This is a genomic window from Zongyangia sp. (assembly GCF_965361945.1).
Genome location: NZ_CBDTOK010000092.1, coordinates 19769 through 43506, shown reverse-complemented (window position 1 = coordinate 43506; position 23738 = coordinate 19769). Strand labels below are relative to the sequence as shown.

The 23738-nt window shown below is 46.5% G+C and carries 22 protein-coding genes and 1 other RNA gene; 1 reads left to right on the top strand and 22 read right to left on the bottom strand.

Annotated elements, in window-relative coordinates:
• Nucleotides 1-104: 104 nt before the first annotated feature.
• The 15 genes from htpG to gdhA form a co-directional block, all read right to left on the bottom strand.
• The gene (gene htpG / locus ACZ25G_RS05975; protein WP_463681855.1) at nucleotides 105-2021 is read right to left on the bottom strand and encodes a molecular chaperone HtpG; all 1917 of its coding nucleotides are present in this window, start codon (nucleotides 2019-2021) and stop codon (nucleotides 105-107) included.
• A 200-nt stretch (nucleotides 2022-2221) separates the two neighbouring features.
• Nucleotides 2222-3268: a DUF4097 family beta strand repeat-containing protein gene (locus tag ACZ25G_RS05970; protein ID WP_342681218.1), complete on the bottom strand. Its 1047-nt coding sequence runs from the start codon at nucleotides 3266-3268 to the stop codon at nucleotides 2222-2224.
• Nucleotides 3265-3822: a DUF1700 domain-containing protein gene (locus tag ACZ25G_RS05965; protein ID WP_342681219.1), complete on the bottom strand. Its 558-nt coding sequence runs from the start codon at nucleotides 3820-3822 to the stop codon at nucleotides 3265-3267. Before ACZ25G_RS05965 ends, ACZ25G_RS05970 begins: the two co-directional genes overlap by 4 nt.
• Nucleotides 3809-4135 carry a helix-turn-helix transcriptional regulator gene (locus ACZ25G_RS05960; protein ID WP_191483068.1) on the bottom strand — a complete coding sequence of 109 codons (327 nt, stop codon included), beginning with the start codon at nucleotides 4133-4135 and terminating at the stop codon, nucleotides 3809-3811. The genes ACZ25G_RS05965 and ACZ25G_RS05960 overlap by 14 nt, the downstream gene beginning before the upstream one ends.
• A 115-nt stretch (nucleotides 4136-4250) precedes the next feature.
• Nucleotides 4251-5015 (bottom strand): GntR family transcriptional regulator, encoded by a 765-nt coding sequence (locus ACZ25G_RS05955; protein WP_224771635.1) that lies wholly within the window; start codon nucleotides 5013-5015, stop codon nucleotides 4251-4253.
• A gap of 204 nt (nucleotides 5016-5219) precedes the next feature.
• Nucleotides 5220-5963, bottom strand: a complete 744-nt coding sequence (locus ACZ25G_RS05950; RefSeq protein WP_463681854.1) for an amino acid ABC transporter ATP-binding protein — start codon at nucleotides 5961-5963, stop codon at nucleotides 5220-5222.
• A 26-nt stretch (nucleotides 5964-5989) separates the two neighbouring features.
• Nucleotides 5990-6649 (bottom strand): amino acid ABC transporter permease, encoded by a 660-nt coding sequence (locus ACZ25G_RS05945; protein ID WP_191483066.1) that lies wholly within the window; start codon nucleotides 6647-6649, stop codon nucleotides 5990-5992.
• 184 nt (nucleotides 6650-6833) lie between these two features.
• Nucleotides 6834-7676, bottom strand: coding sequence for a transporter substrate-binding domain-containing protein (locus ACZ25G_RS05940; protein WP_191483065.1), 843 nt, complete (start codon nucleotides 7674-7676; stop codon nucleotides 6834-6836).
• Between the two features lie 223 nt (nucleotides 7677-7899).
• Entirely contained in the window at nucleotides 7900-9264 is a 1365-nt protein-coding gene (locus tag ACZ25G_RS05935; RefSeq protein ID WP_463681853.1) for a peptidoglycan DD-metalloendopeptidase family protein, read from the bottom strand.
• A gap of 945 nt (nucleotides 9265-10209) precedes the next feature.
• Complete coding sequence (locus ACZ25G_RS05930) at nucleotides 10210-10932, bottom strand: amino acid ABC transporter ATP-binding protein (RefSeq protein ID WP_191483063.1); 723 nt, start codon at nucleotides 10930-10932, stop codon at nucleotides 10210-10212.
• On the bottom strand, nucleotides 10919-11617 hold the full coding sequence (locus tag ACZ25G_RS05925) for an amino acid ABC transporter permease (RefSeq protein ID WP_191483062.1): 699 nt from the start codon (nucleotides 11615-11617) through the stop codon (nucleotides 10919-10921). The genes ACZ25G_RS05930 and ACZ25G_RS05925 overlap by 14 nt, the downstream gene beginning before the upstream one ends.
• Before the next feature lie 113 nt (nucleotides 11618-11730).
• Entirely contained in the window at nucleotides 11731-12492 is a 762-nt protein-coding gene (locus ACZ25G_RS05920) for a transporter substrate-binding domain-containing protein (protein WP_191483061.1), read from the bottom strand.
• Between the two features lie 116 nt (nucleotides 12493-12608).
• A complete protein-coding gene (locus tag ACZ25G_RS05915; protein ID WP_463681852.1) occupies nucleotides 12609-13502 on the bottom strand; it encodes an RluA family pseudouridine synthase in 894 nt (297 codons plus the stop codon).
• A 65-nt stretch (nucleotides 13503-13567) separates the two neighbouring features.
• Nucleotides 13568-14638, bottom strand: coding sequence for a branched-chain amino acid aminotransferase (locus ACZ25G_RS05910; RefSeq protein ID WP_191509721.1), 1071 nt, complete (start codon nucleotides 14636-14638; stop codon nucleotides 13568-13570).
• A gap of 165 nt (nucleotides 14639-14803) precedes the next feature.
• Nucleotides 14804-16156 carry an NADP-specific glutamate dehydrogenase gene (gene gdhA / locus ACZ25G_RS05905; RefSeq protein WP_463681851.1) on the bottom strand — a complete coding sequence of 451 codons (1353 nt, stop codon included), beginning with the start codon at nucleotides 16154-16156 and terminating at the stop codon, nucleotides 14804-14806.
• A gap of 273 nt (nucleotides 16157-16429) precedes the next feature.
• Between gdhA and rnpB the strand changes: the two genes are divergently transcribed.
• An RNA gene (gene rnpB / locus ACZ25G_RS05900) (RNase P RNA component class A) lies at nucleotides 16430-16788 on the top strand.
• A 76-nt stretch (nucleotides 16789-16864) separates the two neighbouring features.
• On the opposite strand, the gene ACZ25G_RS05895 is transcribed toward rnpB, so the two are convergent.
• The 7 genes from ACZ25G_RS05895 to ACZ25G_RS05865 all read right to left on the bottom strand — a co-directional run bounded on the left by ACZ25G_RS05895 (nucleotide 16865) and on the right by ACZ25G_RS05865 (nucleotide 23722).
• On the bottom strand, nucleotides 16865-17287 hold the full coding sequence (locus tag ACZ25G_RS05895; RefSeq protein ID WP_191509722.1) for an Hsp20/alpha crystallin family protein: 423 nt from the start codon (nucleotides 17285-17287) through the stop codon (nucleotides 16865-16867).
• A gap of 224 nt (nucleotides 17288-17511) precedes the next feature.
• Nucleotides 17512-17937 (bottom strand): GNAT family N-acetyltransferase, encoded by a 426-nt coding sequence (locus ACZ25G_RS05890; RefSeq protein ID WP_191509723.1) that lies wholly within the window; start codon nucleotides 17935-17937, stop codon nucleotides 17512-17514.
• Nucleotides 17938-17988: 51 nt separating this feature from the next.
• Nucleotides 17989-18285 (bottom strand): pro-sigmaK processing inhibitor BofA family protein, encoded by a 297-nt coding sequence (locus ACZ25G_RS05885; protein WP_463681850.1) that lies wholly within the window; start codon nucleotides 18283-18285, stop codon nucleotides 17989-17991.
• A complete protein-coding gene (locus tag ACZ25G_RS05880) occupies nucleotides 18242-18544 on the bottom strand; it encodes a DUF2508 family protein (RefSeq protein WP_191509725.1) in 303 nt (100 codons plus the stop codon). Before ACZ25G_RS05880 ends, ACZ25G_RS05885 begins: the two co-directional genes overlap by 44 nt.
• 126 nt (nucleotides 18545-18670) lie before the next feature.
• Entirely contained in the window at nucleotides 18671-20791 is a 2121-nt protein-coding gene (rnr, locus tag ACZ25G_RS05875; RefSeq protein WP_463681849.1) for a ribonuclease R, read from the bottom strand.
• 205 nt (nucleotides 20792-20996) lie between these two features.
• A complete protein-coding gene (gene secG / locus ACZ25G_RS05870; RefSeq protein ID WP_191509727.1) occupies nucleotides 20997-21242 on the bottom strand; it encodes a preprotein translocase subunit SecG in 246 nt (81 codons plus the stop codon).
• 248 nt (nucleotides 21243-21490) lie between these two features.
• A complete protein-coding gene (locus tag ACZ25G_RS05865) occupies nucleotides 21491-23722 on the bottom strand; it encodes a DNA gyrase subunit A (protein ID WP_463681848.1) in 2232 nt (743 codons plus the stop codon).
• Nucleotides 23723-23738 lie beyond the last annotated feature (16 nt).

Genomic DNA, 23738 nt, shown 5'->3' with positions numbered 1-23738 from the left:
AAATTTTTTATCTTGAGTAGAGCCGAAAACAAAAAGTTAACCGTCCTCCTCAAAATGGAAAAGGGAATGGAGAAATCTCCATTCCCTCTTCCATGCTGTGATTCCTATTGATTGGCCAGAAGTTCACACACCAGATCAGTATACGCCGTGGGATCATCCAGCGAAAAACCTGCGATCAGCTCTGCCTGGCTATACAGCACCTGGCTTAACTTAGCCGCACGCTCCTTGTCCCCGTCCACAAAAGCTTTTTGCAAAGCCTTAAACATCGGATGGCCGGCGTTAAATTCCAGGACCCGCTCTGCTTTGATAACTGGTTCATTCTTCATCTGAGCAAAATACTTTTCCATCTCCAGTGTAATGCCGCCTTCACTGGAGAGGCAGACCGGATGGGTTCCCGGTTTGGTGGAAACCTTCGCTTCCTTGATCTTTCCATCCAAACTTTCTTTGACAAAATCGAGGAGCTCCTGATTCTCTTTGGTTTGTTCCTCCGCTGCCTTCTGATCGTTCTCATCCGCAATATCATCACTGCTGACCGATTTAATTTCTTTACCGCTTTCCTCGTGAAGCATCTGCATCACAAAGTCATCCACTTCATCGGTAAGATATAGTACCTCATAGCCTTTGGCCTTAACCGCTTCTGTCTGAGGCAGACGGTCTACTTTGGCAATGGTCTCTCCACAGGCATAGTAAATGTATTTTTGATCTTCCTTCATCCGGGATACATATTCCCCTAAGGTAGACAGTTTTTGCTCTGTGGAAGAATAGAAAAGCAGAAGATCCTTGAGCATCTCTTTATGGGTACCATAATCACTGGCAACACCGTATTTCAGCTGGATTCCGAAATTCTTGAAAAATTCCTCATATTTTTCCCGGTCATTTTCCAGCATCTTTGTTAGTTCCCGTTTGATCTTTTTCTCAATGCTGGAGGCAATCACCTGGACCTGGCGGTCCTGCTGCAGCATTTCACGGGAAATATTCAGTGACAGGTCCTGAGAATCCACCACACCGCGGACAAAGCGGAAATGCTCTGGCAGCAGATCAGCACATTTCTCCATAATCATGACACCGCTGGAATAGAGCTGCAGCCCTTTTTCGTAGTCTTTGGTAAAATAATCCCGCGGCATATGCGAAGGGATGAAAAGCAGCGCCTCATAGGAAACGACGCCCTCCGTACTAATATGGATGGTCTTAAGTGGGTCCGCATAGTCAAGGAAACGTTCCTTATAGAACTGGTTGTAGTCCTCGTCGGACACCTCGCCCTTTTTCTTATGCCAGATAGGCACCATATCGTTAATGGTTTCCATCTCCTGATAGGTCTCATATTCTGGCGCTTTGCCCTTGTCATCCTCGTCTTTCTTTTCAATCGGACGGCTTTTTGTTACCATCATCCGAATGGGATAGCGGATATAGTTGGAATATTTTTTAATCAGCTCCCGCAGAGGATATTCCTCCAGATACTGAGAATATTTCTCATCCTCTGTGTCGGCCTTGATCTTCATGATAATATCCGTGCCCACTGTGTCCTTTTCACATTCGGTGATGGTATAACCGTCAGCACCGGAGGATTCCCATCGATAGGCAGTGTCACTGCCATAGGCCCGGCTGATAACGGTTACCGTGTCGCTGACCATAAAAGCGGAGTAAAATCCTACGCCAAATTGGCCGATGATATCAATATCGTCGTTTTTCTGCTCGTCTTTTTCGAGGTTTTCCTTAAACTGCAGAGAACCACTTTTGGCGATGACACCCAGGTTTTCCTCCAAAGCCTGTTTGTCCATGCCGATACCATTATCGGATACCATCAAAGTGCGAGCCTCTTTATCCTGTTGGATGGTGATGGCAAAATCACCGCGGCTCATACCTACGTTTTCGTCGGTCAAAGACAGATAGCACAGTTTGTCAATGGCGTCACTGGCATTGGAAATCAGTTCCCGCAGAAAAATTTCCCGGTTGGTATAAATAGAATGGATCATCAGATCCAAAAGGCGTTTAGATTCCGCCTTAAACTGTTTTTTGGCCATGGTTGGTCTCCCCTTTTATTGTATTAGCAATCACATGCTTAGAGTGCTAATATAAACTATACACTATACCTATCCGGTGTTTCATTAATAAATTGTGAACTTTTTGTGCCTGTTGCAAAACAATCTACAATCTTGCAAGACGTAGCTTAAAAATCTAACCCTTACTAAAAAAGGCGGCCAGCTGGCCACCTTTTTCATTGCTATTCCTTCACATTGATATGGATGCTGCCTAAATCCGCTTGAAGATCCAGGTCGTTTTCCGCCCCTGTGTCAAAGGTCAAACCACCCTGTTCTTCCCCATTCATATAGATTTCCCCCATCTCACAGTGGACATCATAGTTGTATTCATTCTTTCCCAAGGTGGTGGTAACATGGATGCTGCCCATCTCAGCATCAATTCCCGTACGGCCTCGAAGGGTACCCTCGACAACCACAGAACCATTATCCGCTTCAATCTGTAGTCCATCCGATTCCAGGCCCTGAATATCCACTTCTCCCATGCTGCAGGAAATCTCAGACTGCCGCAGCAGGCTGTTACGGATACTCAGACTGCCCAAATCTCCTTGAAAGTTCATTTGATTGGCAGTGATACCGCTCAATTGCGCTTCTCCAAGTTCGCACTGAATTTCCAGCGAGCCCACCGTACCGTTTGATATATTCAAGGAACCACTATCATGGTGAATTGTTAATTTCTCGGCCTCTATGTTTTCATAAACGCCATATCCAAGATCGAGGGAAAAGTCCGCTGTCTTCGCCTTTATATCCTTTACCGTCAGCTCACCCAAGCTGTTTTCTACCTGCACCGTATTAAACTGGGTTCCCTCTGGATAATAAATTGCAAGATAGGTCTTCTGCCGGTTCATCCATCCAAACAGGTCTAGGTTAAAGTGGATTCCCCCATTCGACCCTTGGGTCACATGAAGCGCGCCGTCTTTCACTTCACAGGATAGCTCTCCATCAGAACGGTTGAGCTGATACTCCACACCGTAATGGTCGGAGGGCACAAGACGGATCTCACTCACCCCTGCGTCAACATAAAGTGATTCAAAGGACTCCAGCACTTTTTGATCCTGAATCGTTTCTTCTTTTCCCATATCCATTACTTTTGTTTCGGCAACCTGAATTCCGTTGCCACCAATTACCACACCTGTACTGGCCCCGGCCACAATGGAAATTCCCATGGTAACAACTCCAACAGCGGACAGAATCCCGCCGATAATCAACAGATATTTAGAACTCTTTTTCATTGTACCTCCCCCTTTCTCGTCAGTCTACGGAACATTCTTACAACCCCATGCCAACTGATCACCATCAAACGCTTAACCGGGACAAAGAGGAGCAGTCCAATACCCGCGGCCAGAAGCCCTTCCCCCAGGACCATAAAGCCTGTGGGAATATTGATCAGCATTACGGCAATACCACCCAGGAAATAAATGACACCTCCTGCCATAAGGGATACCGGAATTATAAAAATCGCAAACAAAACCGCGGCAAACGCTATCAATAGGATAAGGATAATGGGACACAGGATGATACCTAGGATTATTTTTACTGCTAACGGCATCCCTTTCTTTTTGGGATACATCATCGGTGCTTCTGCGCCATTCTTGTAATAATAATCGGCGACAATCTCCGCTCCCAACTTCTCTGGCGATCCTAATTCCTCCAATACCTTTTGTTCATTTTCAATGCCAGCATCTGCAAAATAATCCCGGTAATAGGCCAGCGCATTCTCTCTTTCCCCTGGCGGCAGCTGCCGAAGCTGTACATCCAGCCTTCTCAAAAAATCACTTGCACTCATGATTGATTCCTCCACTCAAAACAAGATCTACTTTTTCCTTATACTCGCTCCAGTCCCGCATATATTGTTCAAGGCGCTGTTTTCCCTCTTCGGTAATCCGATAGTACCGCCGGTTGCGGCCCTGACAGGGCTGATCATATGTGGTCAGGCAGTTGTCCTTTTGCAGCCGCCGCAGCACCGGATACAAGGTGGATTCCGATATCTCGATGATGCTGCGGATATTTTGGGTCAAAATATATCCGTAGGTATCCCCTCGGGCCAGTACTGCCAACACACACGCCTCTAGAAGGGAAGCCCCCAACTGAAACGCCATGTCCTCACCTCTATTCTTATATCACTTTCTATATTATATTTAATATAATATAATTTGTCAATCTATATTATATTAAGCTATAAAAAAGCCCGGGATCATAGGATCCCGGGCTTTTTTATAGCTCTTCTGATGTATTAACTGTGGAAACGGTGAACTTATTCCGATCCCCCCGATATCTGGCAATAGAGTATTCCACCGGCCGGTCATAACAGTTATAGCCTGTCGTTCGAAACTGCAAAACCGCATGTCCTCGTTTGATCCGAAGGTGACGGGATTCAAAGGGCCCCGCGTTAATAGCTTCTATGGTTCTTTTGGCACGAACTACCTCTGTCTGAGGGTCAAGACTGGTAAACTCTGTCAAGGACCGCACCGACATGTCCATCTTCAGGATCGGAGCGCACAATTCATAAGGCAGATAGGTATCCACAATGACAATGGGATCCGATCCTGCATAGCGGAGACGGGACAGCTTGATGACCTTATCATCCTCGGTAATCTCCAACGCCTTCATAATGGAGTCTGTTGGATTTATCACCTCAAATTCCAACACTTCGGTTTTAGGTTCCAAACCGGCACGAGCCATTTGGGAACGGAAGTTATCCAGCTTATAAACAAATTCCTGGGAAATCTTCGGCTTGGATACAAATGTTCCCTTACTTTTAAGCCGGCAGAGATATCCTTCATTGACAAGTTCCAAAATCGCTTGCCGCACTGTGGAACGGCTGACCTTATACATTTGGGAAAACTCAACTTCAGTGGGAATCAGATCTCCCGTCTGCAAATTTCCGGATAAAATTTCGCTGAGGATGATTTCCTTGATCTGAAAATACAAAGGAACCGGACTTGTTTTGTCAATATGGTGCTTCACAAAGTCGATCAAACCAATTCCTCCCTTTCATCAAAAAAACATACAGATATATCAAATCACTTCCATACATATCATACAACTATTGTAAAAACTCAGTGGATTTGCGACTTTTTTATTATAACACTTGTATATTTTTACTGTCAATTTTTCTTCCGCTACTCTATAAAAAATCCCGACATATACGTCGGGATTTTACAATGATTTACAATGCAAAAATTAAAAAATACTGTTGAGGAATTCCCTGGTTCTTGCTTCCCGAGGATTGCCAAAAATCTGCTCCGGCGTGCCACTTTCCAATATCTCACCATTGTGCATAAAGAGGACCTGATTGGAAACCTCCCGTGCAAACGCCATCTCATGGGTCACAATAATCATGGTCATGTGCTCCTGGGCCAATTGTTTCATTACCGCCAGAACCTCGCCTGTCAGCTCCGGGTCTAGGGCGGAAGTGGGTTCGTCAAACAGGATGATCTCGGGTTTCATCATTAAAGAACGGGCGATCTCCACCCGCTGCTTCTGACCGCCAGAAAGATTAGAGGGATAAGCATCGATTTTGTCCGCCAGTCCCACCTTGGTCAACAAATTAATACACTGTTCCAATGCCTCTTCTTTCGGCATTTTCTTTACTGTCATCGCTGGCATCAATAAGTTCTGCTTAACCGTCATATGCGGGAACAGATTGAAAGATTGGAACACCATCCCCATCTTCCGGGTGATCTGCTTCACCTGGGCTGAGGGTGCATAATGTCCGTCGCGGATCATATCCTCACCATCTACAGTGACTGTACCACCATCAATCTGTTCCAGGTTAATAAGACAGCGGAGAATTGTACTCTTTCCCGAACCGCTGGAACCAATAATGGAAACTACATCGCCCTTATCCACATGAAAACTAATATTTTTTAGGACTTCTAATTTACCAAAAGACTTCTTCAGTCCCTGTATCTCAATTAACGCCATGACATCTGTTCCTTTCTTCCACAAGCCTATTTAAAACTGAATTTTTTCTCCACCTTTTTGAAGAAAAAGGTGAGCAGCATTACCATCACCAGATAAATAATCGCCGCTAGAATAAATGGAATCGTTGTCATATCCCGGCTTACCGCAAGCTTTGCGTAGTGAAGCACTTCGGGTACAGAAACCGCGTATAACAGAGATGTATCCTTCACCAAGGTAATAGATTCGTTAGCAATAGAAGGCAGGGCCACTCGGATCATTTGGGGGATAATCACCTTCACAGTTGTCTGCACCTTGCTCAGGCCCAGCACCTTACATGCCTCATACTGGCCTTTGTCAATTGCCAAGAGGCCTCCGCGATAAATCTCTGCAAAATAGGCCGCATAATTGAGGACAAATCCGATACAGGCGGCTGTAAAACGGCCAAATTTCAAATATTCGCCAATCACTGGTAGAATGGGGAGTCCAAAATAAATAAAGAACAACTGAAGCAGCAATGGCGTTCCCCGCATTAGCGTAATGTATGCATTGCCGATCCATCGAAGCACACGAAACCGGCTGCGCACCATCCCTGTAAACACAAAGCCCAAAGGCATCGCCAGGATTATGACAATAAAGAAGAGCAGTATTGTTGTCTGCGCACCGAGCAAAAGTGGTTGCGTCAGTGTCCATATATATTGCAAATCCAAAATATTCCCTCCTGCAAAGGCGTCCGTACCGCCGCTGTTTTTCTGCTATTCGTTCTAAAATGATACCATGTTATCAAACGAAAGCCACTGGGAATATCATACCATAAAAGATAAAAAAACAAAACCGGTTTTGTAAAAAAACCGGTTTTGTTTTCACACTTTGTCACATTTATAGGAGATGAGGTTATTTGAGGACAATATCCTTTCCAAACCATTTCTCAGAGATTTCAGCTGCGGTGCCTTCGGCAACAACCTCATCAAAGGCCTCCTGAACCTGCTGTGCAAATTCAGTATTATCTTTTTTAAAGCCGATAGCGTATTCCTCTTCCTGCAGAGACTCTTCAATAATGGTGAAGTTTTCCGGTTCCATCTCTACATAATAACGTGCAACGACTTCATCGATAATAACCGCATCAATTCTGCCGATCTTCAGATCATTCAGGGCAGAGACATAGTCGGCCATGGAAACAACCTCAGCTACCTCATCTTTAATGGGGTCATTGTTCAGTGCCAGCTCACCAGAAGAATCTGTCTGAACTGCAACAATCTTTCCTGCCAAATCTGCTTTTGTCGCAATGGGAGAATCCTTCGCAACAACAATCAGCTGGTTGTTTGCCATGTAGGGACGGAGGAGCAGCATATTTTCTTCTCTTTCCTCAGTTACTGTCATTCCATTCCAAATGCAATCAATGTTGCCGTTGTTGAGCTCCATCTCCTTGGCAGCCCAATCGATAGGCTGTAGCTTCAATTCCAGGCCCAATTTTTTGGCAACCTCTTTTGCCATGTCGATATCGAATCCGACAATTTCGTTATCTTCGCTCATAAATCCCATAGGCGGGAAGGAAACGTCCAAACCCACAATGAATTCTGTCTTTTCACCGTTCTGAGCGCCAGATTCGCTTTGGGACTGTGAACTGCTATCAGATTGGGAATCCCCTGCTGTAGAGCTTTCCCCCTGCGAGGCGCATCCGGCAAATACGGTAATGCACATAAGCATCGCTAACAAAAACACACCAATTTTTTTCATATTCTTTTCCCCTTCCTGCTCAGATGTCATCCTCCAAGCACGTGACTTATTATATACTTTATCGTGCTAAAATGCTACCTTGGCAATTTGAAAATATTCCTCAAATATTAAAAATACCGCTTAGTTTCTCTTTTTTTCACTGTTTTACTCAGTATTTCTTTTTTTACCTCCTATAAATAAAAAGGGACGCTCAAGCGTCCCTTTTTATGCAAAACAGCTTATTTTAGAAGTAATTGGCCGGATTCATATAGCGTCCGTTAATACGGATCTCGAAGTGCAGGTGTCGGCCATAGGCGTTACCAGTCTGGCCAACCTGACCAATCACCTGGCCTTGGCTTACCTGCTGTCCCGCTGTAACATAAAGGGCATTACAATGGGCATACAGCGTATAGACACCATTGCCATGATCGATCAGAATATGCCGTCCATAGCCTGTCGTCTGATTTCTCGCGTAGACAACCGTTCCTGCCATACTCGCATAAACTGGTCCATTGCCGGTTCCTGCGATATCAATAGCATAATGGCCTGCATAGCCGCCGTAACCACAGCTAATATAACCACCATTGGCTGGCCACAAAAATCCGCTAGCCGAGGCGGAACCAGAGCTGGAACTAAAGTTATTGCTGTTACTGTAGGAGGTCAAATTGCTGGCGCTGCCCACAATGACCTCTTGGGTCACAGGTTCCTCAATAGTTGTGGATTCAATAACCTCTCGGTCGACCTCAACTCCATCTACGTAGGTAACATTGGCAGTAACTTCAGCAGTACCGTTTTCACCCGCCGTTTTCACCTCGGAATAGCCTCGATAGTAGCGGTTGTCCTCGGTTTCCTCTGTCTGATAAGGAATCTCTTCCATATAGGTTTCAGTACGTGTTACCTGTACCCCAAGGAAAGGCTCCGATTTAGAAATGAGCACCTCCTGGCCGATCAGAAGAGATTCTTCAATGCCAGGATTCAGCGCTGTCAACTCTGTCAGGGATAGATCATTTTTCTCCGCAATGCCCCACGGATCGTCACCTTCCACTACCTCGTAGACCTTTTCTCCTTCTACATCGGAGGTAATGACCGTTTCGATATTCTTTAGATCAACAATGCTAGATTCAGGATACAACCCATCCTTTGTCTCGACATCGCGAATAAAGTCGACTTCCTCATTTTCCGCACCCGTCCTATACTGGGCTAACATGCCGTCAAGGAGATTTTCCAATTCCGCGCCCTTTTGGGTCGCTCCCATAAATTTCCCATCAACATAAAGCCCGGTAGCCTGATTAATGACGCTTCCAGAGGCGGCGATAATATTGTCGCACATTTTATCTACCGACAACACCTGCGTCGGTTCCACTACTTCTAATGTAAATTTAGGCGTCGTATTGATGGGGTCTTGATCTTCCTCATACACAATACGGCCCTGCATCATTTTTTCCGCCTGATCAAAGGAATCCTCGTTTTCAATATACCCCATTTCCATTCCCTGATATTCTACGTTGAGTGCGTAATCAAGGTTGGAAAAATAGGAAATTGTATAAACGAGCAGAAATGCCGCGCAAATTGGCGCCGCGTAATTCAAGAAGCCTTTGATGATGCGCATGTTGGCCCGCGCACCGCAGAAGAATACATAGAAGAACTCGCCAACAGCCCCTAAAAAGCCTTTCTGCCGATAGGCACCGGATACTTGGTTCTTAATGAGAACGCAGGAAGAACCCAGCTTTTTAAAGGGGAAGGTAAAATTCCTCCATATCCGTCTCCAGCCGATCCGAAAACGGTCTTTAAAACCGGCAAAAAAGTCTCGGTTAGCGTGGACAGCACGGAAAAATCCCTCGCGGTATTTGCTCTTCAGTTTTCTCAGAAAACGGAAAAACTGACAGCCAACAACATAAGACAGTTTATAAAAATACTGAAAAAGTGTCGAAAAAAATGCAGATAATATCGAAGCTGTCTTCTTTTCTGTTACGCTTTTTCTGTCGCGTACAGTTTTTTTCTTCTCTGTACAACCACAGTTTCTGCGTATCACAAACATCGCTCCTTTCTTATTTGCTACGAAGCCTGCACCTTCGTTTGAGCAGTTCTGAGAACTCCTCATTTCATCCACTCATCTGTGAACGATCATATTTTATTATACATAAATTCGTAAGAATTGCAAGGATTTTAGCCATTTTGAAACCTTTTGTACAACATTATTCATATAATTAATAAAAATTACAGAAATATTTTCATACATATTTTATATAAAATATGTATTATATTTTAATAACATCTTATGTCTGGATTCATTTTTCGGTTTATTTTTTGTCAAAAATATAACAAAATTCACTAATCCTAAGCGATTCCTACTATCTCTTCCATCACATTGTTCTCACCAGCCTTATGGAGATTTAGCCGCAATTCATTGGGCCTTATTAACCATACCACGGTCATGTGACAATTTTGTGACGGTTCCCAGAAAATACCGAAGCAAGAATGATTGTTATGTATCCTAACAATAACAGGACCCTTACCTGTTTCGGCAAGGGCCCTGCGGTTGACTATTTATGTGTTATAAAACTTTGGAAAGAAAATCGCGCAGACGGGGATGTTGAGGATTAGCAAAAAATGCTTCTGGTTCCTGCTGCTCTAAAATGAGGCCACCATCCATAAACAGCACCCTGGTTCCCACCTCACGGGCAAAGCCCATTTCATGGGTGACGACTACCATGGTCATCCCTTCCCGTGCCAGCTCTTTCATTAATTCCAGTACTTCTCCTACCATTTCCGGGTCCAAAGCAGAGGTGGGTTCATCAAACAGCATGACGTCGGGATTCATAGCCAAAGATCGGACAATGGCAATACGCTGCTTCTGCCCGCCGGAAAGTTGAGGTGGATAAGCATCCGCTTTATCGGACAAACCGATTCTCTCCAGCAATTTCAGCGCTGCTTCTTTTGCCTCTTCCGGTTTTTGCAGCCCCAGTTTGATAGGCGCCAAAGTAATATTCTCCGCTACCGTCAAATGAGGGAACAGGTTGAAATGCTGGAACACCATTCCCATTTTCTGGCGCAGTTTGTTAATATCACATTTGGGATCTGTAATCTCCTGCCCCTCAAACCAAATCTGTCCCTTTGTGGGCCTTTCTAGAAGATTTAGGCAGCGCAAAAAAGTACTTTTTCCCGAGCCAGAAGGCCCTACGATGACCACTTTTTCGCCCTTTGCAATCTCTTCATCGATACCTTTGAGCACAAGATTGCTTCCGAATGCCTTCTCCAATCCTTTAACGCTGATCATTCTTCGCCATCCTCCTCTCAAAGTGCCTGAGTACACGGGTCATACCAATGACCAGAATTAAATAAACAATGGCTGTGGCATACAGGGGGACATTGTTATAGGTTCGGCCACGGATCAAATTCGCCGCCGATGTAATATCCATCAGGGCAATATATCCAGCAATAGAGGTTTCCTTCAGCAAAGCTATGAATTCATTGCCCAATGCTGGGAGGATATTCTTGATTGCTTGTGGCAGTACAATATACCGCATAGTCATACTCTGGGTAAGGCCCAAAGAACGGCCAGCCTCCGTTTGGCCCCGATCCACCGCCAGAATACCAGAGCGGATAATCTCTGCCACATAGGCGCCGGAATTGATACCAAAAGTAAGAATCGCCACCGGGATTGCCTCGGTAATAAAAGCAAAGATGGAAAAATACATGATCAACAACTGTACCACAATCGGTGTGCCTCTGATCACTGTCAAATACAGATCGCAGATAAAATTAAGCCAGCCCAACTTTTTATTTTGGGCGGCGGCTACCTTCGCAATAGCCACCAGCAAGCCGATTGCCACACCAATCAAGGTCGCAAATACAGCAATTACCAATGTATTTCCTAACCCCTGTAATAACAGTTGCCAGCGATTTTCTTCAATCAGCCCTTCATATAGATAATCCCCTATGGAGGCAAAAAATTCTAGCATGGCGTCCTCCTCAACTCATTCTTGTCATTTCACCTAATCCATAATAAAACAACCGAACGGCAGCGGGCACAAATTCCCGCTGCCGTTGATTTTCCACAAGTAAGAGCAGCTATTTATGCGGCTGCACCCATATGATTGAGCACATACTCATCAATTTTGCCCTCATCCATCAACCGCTGCAAGGTAGCATTGATGGCTTCCAAAAGGGTGTCATTGCCTTTCTGTACCGCAATGGCATATTTTTCCTCAGTCAAAGGCTCAGCAATCAGCTCCAGATCGTCATTTTGCGCTACGATAGACTCCGCCGGAAGCTGATCGATGATTACACCGTCGATTCTACCATTTTTCAGGTCGTTAGCCGCTTCCAACGCAGTCTTATACTTCTTGACCTGATCTTCTGCCATACCGTTGTCATCTACACAGAAGAATTCGCCAGTTGTGCCAGCCTGTACGCCAATAGTCAGATCAGGAATCTGATCCGCAGTGATCCCACTATCCTTCTGGATAATCAAATACTGGGAAGACGTTACATATTCAATGGAAAAGTCCACCTTCTCCTGGCGATCGGGTTTGATGGTGATACCCGCTGCGCCGAAAGAACCTTTTCCAGATTTTACTGCATCAATAATACCGTCAAAGTCCATATTGACAACTTCCAGCTCAACACCCAGATCTTTGGCAATTTCGTTGGCAATATCTACATCAACGCCAACAAACTCATTATTCTCCACATACTCAAAGGGCGGAAAAGCAGCGTTGGTCAACATAACCAGCTTACCGTCCTTTTGAATTTGCTCCACAGTTGGTGTTTTTTTACATCCCGCCAGCGACAATACCATAAGAACTGCCAAGGCCAGCGCAAGAATTCTCTTCATAAAATACCCCTCCAAAATGTTACAAAAAACAATAAATTATTTGATGCTTAATATTATACAATCCCTGTGGAAAAAATCAAGGGGTTCATGCAAATAAATTCAGAAAAACTTCGATTTTATACATCATTATTGCATAAATATTCTTTTAGCAGCAAATTCATCATATCTTCTTCCAACGGCGCTGTCACCTCGACCCAATTCCGCAAAAACGGCTGAAAAAACTTCATCCAACCGCAATGGAGCGCTTGTCTTCCTATATCATCCCGTTTTCCCCCATAAAGGTCATCTCCCGCTAATGGGTGGCCTAGATAGGCGGTGTGTACCCGAATCTGGTGGGTCCTCCCGGTCTCCAATTCACACGAAATGAAACTATATTTATTATTTTTGCATAAACACTCATAGTGGGTGCAGGCGGTGCGTCCATCCGGCCGTACCGCTCGGCGCACCTTGCTTCCTGACTCCATACCAATAGGGGCATTAATGATGCCTCTTTTCCCTTCTAAAGCTCCTGAGACAATGGCCATATACCTTTTTTGTACCTGACGGGGATCCAGAGAAGCGGCCAGTACATGTTTTGCGCAGAGGACCAAACCAGAGGTATCCTTGTCCAGACGGTTAATGGGATGAAAGACCGGAGTAAAACCCAGCCTTTTTTCCATAATATGAGCCCACACATTGCCTAAAGTTGCCTCCTGATGTTGGTGAGCCGGATGAACCGGCATGTGGGCAGGTTTATTAAAGATAAGGAAATCCTCATCCTCATATATGATGGGGACGGGCAGGGTACATTGGGCCAGCACCGTCTCCTCCCGAGGAAGCTGAAGGCGAAGAATGCTCCCCTCCTTCACCCGATCAATGACCCGAGCAGGCTTGCCGTCTAGCTGAATTCCATTCTCTGTATTTTTCAGCATTTTTATGACGGTGGAGGATATATGAAATTGCGAGCGAAGCAGATCATAAATCTTCTTCCCGTGTTGTTCCTTTGTCATCATCCATTCCACAATTTTCATATCCTCACCTCCAAAAAAAGCCGGCGGAAAACGGCTGTTTTCCGCCGGCTTTTGCCTCGATCTATTTATTTGACTTCTACAATCCAATTGTAGCGATCCGGAATTCTACCCCACTGAATGCCAGTTAATTCATCGTAAAGTTTTTGAGAAATCTCACCAATTTCATTGTTGTTAATATCCATGACAAGATCTCCCCATTTAATATGGCCAATGGGAGAAATAACCGCCGCTGTGCCAGTGCCGAAAGCCTCATTCAGTTTTCCAGCTTTGTAGGCATCAGCAACCTCTTGGATAGAGAGACGGCGTTCAGCTACCTTATAGCCCATATCCTTCAGCATCTCAATGCAGGATTTTCTGGTAATTCCCGGCAGGATGGAGCCAACCAACGCAGGAGTAATAACCTCTCCATCAATGACAAAGAAGACATTCATGGAGCCAACTTCTTCAATATATTTTTTCTCCACGCCATCCAGCCAAAGCACCTGAGAATAATTCTGGTCATTTGCCTCAACCTGGGCTTTGAGAGAAGCAGCGTAATTGCCTCCTGTCTTCGCCATACCTGTACCGCCCCGGACTGCTCGGACGTAATTGTTCTCTACATACAGCTTTACCGGATTCAGTCCCTCTTTATAGTAAGGGCCAGAGGGCGACAGGATAATAACAAAAAGATATTTATTTGCGGTGCGGACACCCAAATGAGCGTCTGTTGCGATGATAAAGGGACGAATGTACAAGGATGTATCCTTAATATGAGGAATCCAGTCTTTTTCAATTTTTAAAAGTTCGATGAGGGCCTTAAGGGCAAATTCCTCATCAATTTGAGGAATGCACAAACGCTCGTTAGAACGATTGAGCCGGGCAAAATTTTCCTGCGGTCTAAACAACAGAATTCTGCCATCCTCAGCCCGGTATGCTTTCATACCCTCAAAAACTTCCTGGCTATAATGTAGCGCCATTGCGGCTGGATCCAGCGGCAATGGGCCATAGGGGACGATGCGGGCATCATGCCAACCCTGCCCCTCATCGTAGTCCATCAAAAACATGTGGTCTGTAAAGATATTTCCAAAGCCCAATTTGGTCTCATCCTGAGGCTTCGGCTTGAGATTTTTCGACAATTCGATTCTCAAGTTTTCCATGTCCGTTTCCTTCTTTCTTCTATTTTACCCAGATTGCGGGTATTTTTACTCTGTACCGTTTTAAGTATACCAATCCCGTTGGCAGAAAGCAAGGGGATCCTCCACAAATGCACGGAATCCCCAGCAAAATGCCGGGGACCCCATCATTATGAAAAGCGAATCACATTAATAAGCGACGCCCTGTGCCATCATGGCATCTGCCACCTTAATAAAGCCGGCAATATTGGCACCCATGACCAAGTTGCCTTCTGCACCATATTCTTTGGATGCATTATAGGCGTTGTGGAAAATGTTGACCATGATGTCATGCAGCTTGGCATCCACTTCTTCGGAGGTCCAGCTGTAACGCATGGAGTTCTGGCACATCTCTAAACCGCTGGTGGCAACGCCGCCGGCATTGGCAGCCTTGGCCGGCCCAAAGAGAACGCCGTTTTTCTGGAAGACTTCCACAGCTTCCGGAGTGGAGGGCATGTTCGCGCCTTCGGCAACTGCCATGACGCCGTTGTTGACCAGCATCTGTGCCTCTTCCCCATTGATCTCATTCTGGGTTGCGCAGGGCAGAGCCACGTCGCATTTGATGCTCCAAATACCACGGCAGCCTTCGGTGTAGGTGGAACCAGGTACGCGTTTTGCATACTCGCTGATTCTTCCACGCTCTACCTCTTTGATCTGCTTAACAACATCCAGCTGAATGCCGTTGGGATCGTAAACATAACCGGAGGAATCAGAAAGGGCAACAACCTTTGCGCCATACTCCTGTGCCTTTTCGGTAGCGTAAATAGCCACGTTGCCAGAACCGGAGACGACAACAGTTTTATCTTTCAAGGTTTCATTCTTCATGCACTGGAGCATTTCCTTGGTGAAGTAGAGAAGTCCATAACCGGTGGCCTGGGTACGGATCAGAGAACCGCCATAGGAAAGGCCCTTGCCGGTGAGAACGCCTACAAACTCATTGCGCAGACGTTTGTACTGACCGTACAGGAAGCCGATTTCCCGTGCGCCAACGCCGATATCACCAGCCGGCACATCGGTGTCTGCACCAATGTGTTTGGAAAGCTCGGTCATAAAGCTCTGGCAGAAACGCATGATCTCGCCGTCAGACTTGCCCTTGGGATCGAAATCAGAACCGCCCTTGCCGCCGCCCATAGGAAGGCCGGTGAGGGAATTCTTAAAGATCTGCTCAAAGCCCAGGAATTTGATGATGGAGGCGCATACAGAGGGATGGAAACGCAGTCCGCCTTTGTACGGGCCGATCGCGGAGTTAAACTGGACGCGGAAACCACGGTTAACCTGAACCTTACCGCTGTCGTCAACCCAGGATACACGGAACTGGATAAATCTCTCCGGCTCCACAATACGATCGATCACGCCGGATTTAACGATGTCAGGGCGTTTTTCTACCACTGGCTCGAAAGATTCCAGAACTTCCTTGACAGCCTGCAAAAATTCGGGCTCGCCGCTGTTTCTTTTGCATACTGTTTCGTATACGTTATTGAGGTACTCACTTTTAAACGCCATAGCTTAGCTCCCCTTTATCAAATTTGGTTATTATTATAACTACTTTAACGCGATAATGCAAGAATTTTTTGCAACTTTTTTTTAAATTCATGCAGATTCTCAGGATTAATCCTCAATTTTTGCGAAGAATGTAAAGTTTTACACAATTTATATGCAAGATTAAATTTTTTCGTTTCACCTTACTCTGTGATTTCATAAAAATGAATCAAAATTCAAACGCAGCTTTCCGAGAAAACTTGTATAATTCCCCGACGTATGTTATCATATCATCCATGAGCAGGCAAGACAACGGCGGGAACAGGGCCGTAAGGCCGTTTCCGAGGAAAGTCCGAGCTCCAAAGGGCGGGATAGCTGCTAACGGCAGCCGGAGGCGACTCTAGGGAAAGTGCAACAGAGAGATACCGCCAAAGCGTGGTTTTCCCCGCTGGCAAGGGTGGAAAGGCGAGGTAAGAGCTCACCAGCGTCCAGGAGACTGGACGGCTATGTAAACCCTATCCGGAGCAACACCACAGGGAGGGCATCAAGCGCCGGCCCGGCGTGTCCTCGAGAAGGTGGCTGGAGCCTTATGGCGACGTAAGGCCTAGATAGATCGTTGTCAAATACAGAACTCGGCTTATATGCTTGGTCATGCTACAAAACAAAAAGGCGTCCGCTTAAGCGGGCGTCTTTTTGTTTTGGGAGATGTAAACACAATGCTGTATCAAGTAATTAGCCGATGTCAATTTTCCGGCTTTCAGGCTTTTGCTCTGCCAGTTTGGGCAGCGTCAGTTCCAAAATGCCGTTGTTATAGGCAGCCTTGATATTTGCCGCATCAATGGTGGAGACATCGAAACTTCTGACAAAGGAACCGTAGCTGCGCTCCCGGCGGATGTAATTGTCCTTCTTGTCTTCTGTATTGGCTTCGTGTTTGGCGCTGATGGTCAATGTATCGCCATTGATATCGATGTCAATATCTTTTTTATCGAAGCCTGGCAATTCGGCTTCCAGGAGATAATGGTCCCCTTTGTCCATAATATCGGTACGGAATGCGGAGATCTGATCTCCCATTTCACCGAAGAAGTCCTTCCCCCAGTCACCAAAGAAATTCATCATATCATTTCTTCTGCGTTCAAACGGTAACAGATCAAACATAAGTCATACCTCCATTTATATCATTTGGTTCTTTTATGATTTTGTCTTTCGGATGTCCTTCATCCTTTTGACAATTGTCATTATAGGCCCCACTTGTTACAAAACAACACATAAAATAAGAACAAACCTTTAATTTTAGCACTCATTCTATAAGAGTGCTAAAATTCGCAAAAATCAGCAAAACAAAAAGAAATCCAGAGGAAGACCAACGTCTCCCTCTGGATTCAAATCTGCTTTTTCATGTGAATGTGAGGACAGTATTCTTCATAGTACTCATCCCCATATGCTATGTAGCCGCACTTTTCATAAAAGCCACGAGCCTGCTGTTGAGCGCCGATCAGCGCTTGTTTTCCACCCAAGGAAACCGCCTTTTTCTCCAGCTCCTCCATGAGGATCCGGCCTAGGCCTTGTCCCCGCCATGGCTTGCGTACAGCGATGCGGCCAAATTTATAGCTGTTTTCTTCCCAAGGGAACATCCTCGCTGTGGCGACTGGCTGGTTTTCCTCGTCATAGATGACAAGATGCAGCGCTTTCACTTCCATATCGTCATATTCATCCTGAAATTTCTGCTCCTTGACAAAGACCTCATCCCGAATCATCTTTGCATCTTCCGGCAGATGGAGGTCCTCATACCATTTGGCTTTGAACATCCTGTCACATCCTTGCTCTATTTTGTCCTTTTTTATTATAGCAAATCTTCTTTAGATTGCCCAGACAAAATGTAGGATAGACATGGTCACCACTCCAGGCAGCCCTAAAAGAGCTGTCACCAGACAGGTGAACAGGTTGATTCCGATGGCAATGCCGGTGTATCCTGTCGTCAGGTGAATCGCTGCGAGGCCTAGGAATCCACAAAGGGCATGGGTAAAATAGGCGGAAACCGGGTTTTTTCTTCTGGAATACAAGGCCACCAGCATCCCTGCGGACAAAAAAATGGCGGCGATGAGGACGATTTCACTTATCCCATGAGCTATACACCCCTTCCAATTGAATTCCATGTTGGGCGGGGTCCCAGGTGATACCCTTGCGTTTGGCTTCCTTGATCAAATAGCGATATCGAGCGGCCAGAGCTTTGTTTTCATAGATACAAGCCTCCAGCAGGTCTTCGTCCTGTTCCTGATTAAAGCGCTGTTCCGCGCGATCAATCATTTCCAGCACGGCCTTGATATCCTCAATAATGCGGTTGGTTTCTTCTGCTCTGGGCGTGGATATTCCTTTGCTCCATGGCATGATTTTTGATCGGAGAATACCTTCCATGATACAAGCCCACCCTTCAATTTCATTGTATGTGGGTAGCCTTGGCTGATATGCAAAAATTATACAGGATCACTGTAAAAAACTTCCTAACAACAAAAGGCTCCGAACCCGGTCCGGAGCCTTTGCTTATACAAATTCAAAATCAATTTTTCCCGCCGATACATCGGCTCCCAGCACCTTGACCGTGACTGTATCTCCAATACGGTATCTTCTGGGGGACATCATATCCTTATATTCCATCCGCCCATCATACTGGAAGGTTTCGCCCAGGGTCTGAGCCCGTACCAGACCCTCCACAGTATTAGGCAGCATGACATAGATGCCGAAATTGGTGGTAGAGGAAACGACGCCCTCCAACTCTTCCCCTAAGTGACGGAGGATGTATTCCGCCTTATAACAGTCCTCACAGTCTCGCTCGATGGTCATAGCGATGAGTTCCCGCTCACTGGATTGATTGGCGGTGGGACCTGCCACCTTGCCAAAGCGCTTTTGCAGCTTTTCCTCACTGGAACCTGCCAAATATGCCGACATAACCCGATGGATAAACAGGTCCGGATAACGGCGGATAGGTGAGGTAAAGTGTGCATAGTTTTGAAGCACCAGGCCAAAATGCCCGATATTCTTTTCACTGTATTTTGCCTTGGACATGGTGCGCAGCATCTGGCTGTTCACAATCATTTGGTACTTGGTTCCCCGGACACCCTCCAGCACCTGAGCCAGACGGGTCGGAGAAACGCCAGGCTGGATGTCCCGCTTACTCTGTCCGATGGCAGCAAGCAACTCCGCGAGATTCTGGAGCTTGTCGGGAGAAGGCGGTTCATGAACCCGGAAGCAGAAGGGAAGGTGCTTTTCCAGCGCAAAGGTGGCTGCTGACTCGTTGGCCAGGAGCATCATCTCTTCAATTATATTCTCACTGCGCCCAGTCCCTCGGGGCTTGATTTCCTTGACATTCCGGTTTTCATCCAAAATAATCTTGGATTCACTGGTCTCCAGATCCATGGCCCCTCTTTCCCGCTTCTTTTTCAACCGGAGGCTGCACAACTGGTCAATCAGATGGATGGAGTCCATAACGGCACTGTATTTTTCCAGAATTTCCGGGGTTGCCTCTCCTGCCAGGATGGCGTTGATCTCGCTGTATACCCCCTTGACTCTGGAACGGATCAGTGTCTTTTTAAAATCAAAACTGACGAGATTCCCCTGGGTATCCAAATTCATAAAGCAAGAGAATGCCAGCCGGTCCTCCTCCTCGTTGAGGGAGCAAATCCCATTAGAAAGGGCCTTGGGCAGCATGGGGATCACCTGATCAGCGTAGTAGATGGAGGTGCCCCGGGCATAGGCTTCGTTATCCAGGGGGCTTTGAGGATGAACATAATAGCTTACATCCGCAATATGGACCCCCAGCTCCCAGCCATCCTTTGTTTTTTGGATGGAGACTGCATCATCCAGATCCTTGCTGTCCGCCGAGTCGATGGTAAAAATGATCTCGTCGCGCAGATCCAATCGGCTGGCCCGCTCTTTGGGGTGGATTCCAGCGTCGTTCAGCCGCTGCGCCGCCTCAGATACCACGGCCGGGAATTCTACGTTGATCTCATTTAACCGGATCAGGGATTTTGCACAGTTGTCCGCTTTCAGGGAAGAGCCAAAGACCTCTATGACCTTAGCTCTGTGATTATAGTGGCGGGAGCCCCTAGAGACAATTTCACAGAGGACCTTGTCCCCTGCTTTGTATCGGCTGGATTTTCCCGATACCAGCCGCACTGGGAACCCCAGCATCTTATCCGGCACCACCTCAAGAAAATCCTGGTTCTGTGAGACAACACCGGTAAAACGGCAGGCTGCTGCTTTGGCAATGGATACTACCTCACCTTCCCCCAAAGAGCCCTCTTTCCGAGAAGGATAGGTCCTTAGCAGCACCACATCTCCCGGCAAGGAACCCATGAGAGCCCGACCGGGAACAAATAGGTCACCGTCCGCACCCACAGGGCGGGCAAAGCCGTAGGTACTGTTGACCCTCACCACCTGCGCAGGCGTCAGTCCCACTTCCCTTGGAAGGACAAACCCTTTCCGTTTATAATATAGCTCCCCAGCCTCTACCAACTGGGTCAGTTCATGCTCAAATGCCTTTTCCCCTGTTTTGGGCACCTTGAGTTTTCTTGTGAGTTCTTCCACATTCACAGGATTTCGCTTTCCCTTGGCCACAATGCCAAGGATTTTTTCACCATATCCGGGTTGATCTATATTTTTCACCATATTTCCTCCACACCGGTCTCTCCGGCTTTGTCACGCGTCAATCTCTGTCTTCATTCTAGCCTATTACCTTTGAAAAGGCTATCATTTTCTTATGCTCAACACCAGTTTTCCCAAAATTTTACCCATTCATTATAAATTCTATAGAAAGACAGAGACGTAAAAAAACCCTGCGGATTTCGCAGGGTTTTTAACAGATCGTCTTCTACATGAAAACGGCGATTGCATTTACTGCAATGGTCACGATAACAAAAATAATCGCTACCACTCTTGTAATGCGTCTGAGCATAGCGTCATAGGTACGGCTGTTGTTCTTGCCAAGGTAAGAATCTGTCGCACCTGTCATCGCGTTCATTCCACTGGAATTACTCTCCTGGAGCAATACAACGATAATCAAAATAATGCTGGTAAGAATGAGCAGTATGCCACCGGCTATCTCAAGAGGTCCCATTGTATCACCTCCAAACCCCAATGCTACCGAAAGCTAACTTGTAATATAATAGCATAATTCTCTTTACTTTGCAAGAGAAAAACTCACTTTTTGATATTTTATCTGGGAGTCCTCCCATTTTTTACTTGACTAAAAAGCACGAGGAGACACATACTATTACTGGCCTTACACATCATCCACTGCGTTTGCACGATATGTAAAGCTATCATCGGGCGGATCCGGTTATGCCGGACCGTCCGATTTTTTTGTTAGAAGGTCAACTGCTCTCCCAAATCCTCTGCCTTTGGCAGTGCACCGGCAGCTGGGTAGTTCTTTGCCCGGTAGCGGTGGGGGCTTGTGAGCATATCGTCCTTGTATTCTACCGCTTGCTCCACAAAAGCATTTTTCCGCAGTGTCATTACCTGAACGCCTTGGGTGCTCTTGGTTGTCTTGACGGGAATCAGCGCAGTATTCACAAGAAGCATTCGCTGGCTGGACGCCTTGAGCAAGAGTTCGCGGTCCTCTTTGACATAGAAAACCGCCACAAGAGGCGACTTGTCACTGTATGCAGTTGTCAATTTCTTCCGGCGGGTTTTTGTTTCATAGGCGGAGAGAGGCACCTTGGCCGCCTTGCCGTTTTGGAAAACAAAAACCAAGTATCCGCTGTAATCGGTGGTGACGATCATGGCCGCCACACTCTCTCCCTCGTCCATTCCCAGACGAGCAGGGATATATTCACCCAGGACACTGGCTTTTTGGTCATCAAACTCACAGGCTCTGGTCTTGTAAACTTGCTGACGATCCGTAAAGAAGAGAAGCTCAGCCGTGTTCGTGCTCTCCACAGAAGTGCTGATAGCGTCGCCCTCTTTGAGCTTCTGTTCGCCGCCCATCCGCAGGGAAAGGGGGGTGATTTTCTTAAAATATCCCTCCTGGGTCAGGAAAAGGTTGACTGCATAGTCGGGAATTTCCTCCTCCACCTCGGTTTCCTCTGCTTCATCCACATAGATAATCATGGTCTTTCGAGGCTGAGTGTATTTTTTCTTGACCGCTTTCAGCTCCTCAATGATGACCGCCTTGATTTTTTTCTTATCCGCTAGGATCTCTTCTGTGCGCTTAATATCCGCTTTAAGATCCTCTACCTCCGCGGTCCGCTTGAGAATATATTCCCGGTTGAGGTGGCGCAGCTTAATTTCCGCCACAAATTCAGCCTGTACCTCGTCGATACCAAAGCCGATCATCAGGTTGGGAACAACTTCTTCCTCTTCCTCGGTTTCCCGGACAATCCTCACCGCCTTGTCAATATCGAGGAGGATCTTGGATAACCCCAAAAGCAGGTGGAGTTTATCCTGTTTCTTTTTGAGATCAAAGTAAAGCCTGCGCTTCACACATTCCAGCCGGAAGGCCACCCATTCTTCAATGAGTTCATAAACCCCCATGACCTTCGGTGTGCCGCCGATGAGCACATTAAAGTTAGCAGAAAAACTGTCTTCCAAGGGGGTCATCCGGAAAAGTTTCTGCATCAGCTTTTCCGCATCTACCCCTCGTTTCAGGTCGATGGTGATTTTCAGTCCCGACAGGTCCGTCTCGTCCCGCATGTCTGAGATCTCTCTGATCTTACCGGATTTGATCAGATCCACTACCTTGTCCATAATAGCCTCTACCGTGGTCGTAGGAGGAATCTCGGTAATTTCAATCCGGTTGCCGGACTTATCATAGGTATACCGGGCCCGTACCTTTATGGAGCCACGGCCGGTACGGTACATCCGTTCCAGTTCCTTCTCATCATAGCGCATGAACCCACCGCCGGGAAAATCCGGTCCCTTCAGGGTTTCAAACAGGTCATGCTCTGGATTTTTCATCAGGGCAATGGTGCTGTCACAAACCTCCCCCAGGTTAAAGGGGCAGATGGCGCTGGCCATTCCCACGGCGATACCCACGTTGGAGTTGACCAAAATGGAGGGAAAGGTAACCGGCAGAAGGGAGGGTTCCTTCATGGTGTTGTCGTAATTGTCTACCAGATCTACGGTATCCTTGTCAATATCAGCAAAAAGCTCGGCCGCAATTGGAGCCAGCTTGACCTCCGTATAGCGGGAGGCGGCATAAGCCATATCCCTCGAATATGCCTTGCCAAAGTTTCCTTTCGAATCAATATAAGGATGCAGCAGAGCTTCACATCCCCGGGTCATCCGGACCATAGTTTCATAAATGGCCTGATCACCATGGGGATTGAGCTTCATGGTTTGCCCTACTACATTGGCAGATTTGGTTCTCGCTCCGTTTAATAAGCCCATTTTATACATTGTATATAAAAGCTTCCGATGAGAAGGCTTAAATCCATCAATTTCCGGAATGGCGCGGGAGAGTATGACGCTCATGGCGTAGGGCATATAGTTTTTTTCCAGGGTGTCGGTAATGGACTGTTCCACCACTACCCCTGCATTTTCCAGGTGAGCCTTAGCGTTTGTCTTCGGCCTCTGGGGCATCTTTTTTTTGGGAGACATGTTGTTCCTCCGTCCG

Excerpts from the sequence above, each read along its gene's own strand:
- ACZ25G_RS05925 (WP_191483062.1), bottom strand. The coding sequence starts at position 11,617 with ATGCTAGAATTTTTTGCCTCCATAGGGGATTATCTATATGAAGGGCTG.
- ACZ25G_RS05935 (WP_463681853.1), bottom strand. The coding sequence starts at position 9,264 with ATGCGCATCATCAAAGGCTTCTTGAATTACGCGGCGCCAATTTGCGCG.
- ACZ25G_RS05865 (WP_463681848.1), bottom strand. The coding sequence starts at position 23,722 with ATGTCTCCCAAAAAAAAGATGCCCCAGAGGCCGAAGACAAACGCTAAG.
- ACZ25G_RS05965 (WP_342681219.1), bottom strand. The coding sequence starts at position 3,822 with ATGAGTGCAAGTGATTTTTTGAGAAGGCTGGATGTACAGCTTCGGCAG.
- ACZ25G_RS05930 (WP_191483063.1), bottom strand. The coding sequence starts at position 10,932 with ATGATCAGCGTTAAAGGATTGGAGAAGGCATTCGGAAGCAATCTTGTG.
- ACZ25G_RS05890 (WP_191509723.1), bottom strand. The coding sequence starts at position 17,937 with ATGTTCAAAGCCAAATGGTATGAGGACCTCCATCTGCCGGAAGATGCA.
- secG (WP_191509727.1), bottom strand. The coding sequence starts at position 21,242 with ATGGGACCTCTTGAGATAGCCGGTGGCATACTGCTCATTCTTACCAGC.
- ACZ25G_RS05885 (WP_463681850.1), bottom strand. The coding sequence starts at position 18,285 with ATGGAATTCAATTGGAAGGGGTGTATAGCTCATGGGATAAGTGAAATC.
- ACZ25G_RS05970 (WP_342681218.1), bottom strand. The coding sequence starts at position 3,268 with ATGAAAAAGAGTTCTAAATATCTGTTGATTATCGGCGGGATTCTGTCC.
- ACZ25G_RS05910 (WP_191509721.1), bottom strand. The coding sequence starts at position 14,638 with ATGGAAAACTTGAGAATCGAATTGTCGAAAAATCTCAAGCCGAAGCCT.
- ACZ25G_RS05950 (WP_463681854.1), bottom strand. The coding sequence starts at position 5,963 with ATGGCGTTAATTGAGATACAGGGACTGAAGAAGTCTTTTGGTAAATTA.
- htpG (WP_463681855.1), bottom strand. The coding sequence starts at position 2,021 with ATGGCCAAAAAACAGTTTAAGGCGGAATCTAAACGCCTTTTGGATCTG.
- ACZ25G_RS05880 (WP_191509725.1), bottom strand. The coding sequence starts at position 18,544 with ATGGAAGGTATTCTCCGATCAAAAATCATGCCATGGAGCAAAGGAATA.
- ACZ25G_RS05920 (WP_191483061.1), bottom strand. The coding sequence starts at position 12,492 with ATGAAGAGAATTCTTGCGCTGGCCTTGGCAGTTCTTATGGTATTGTCG.
- ACZ25G_RS05960 (WP_191483068.1), bottom strand. The coding sequence starts at position 4,135 with ATGGCGTTTCAGTTGGGGGCTTCCCTTCTAGAGGCGTGTGTGTTGGCA.
- ACZ25G_RS05895 (WP_191509722.1), bottom strand. The coding sequence starts at position 17,287 with ATGTTTGATCTGTTACCGTTTGAACGCAGAAGAAATGATATGATGAAT.
- ACZ25G_RS05940 (WP_191483065.1), bottom strand. The coding sequence starts at position 7,676 with ATGAAAAAAATTGGTGTGTTTTTGTTAGCGATGCTTATGTGCATTACC.
- ACZ25G_RS05915 (WP_463681852.1), bottom strand. The coding sequence starts at position 13,502 with ATGAAAATTGTGGAATGGATGATGACAAAGGAACAACACGGGAAGAAG.
- gdhA (WP_463681851.1), bottom strand. The coding sequence starts at position 16,156 with ATGGCGTTTAAAAGTGAGTACCTCAATAACGTATACGAAACAGTATGC.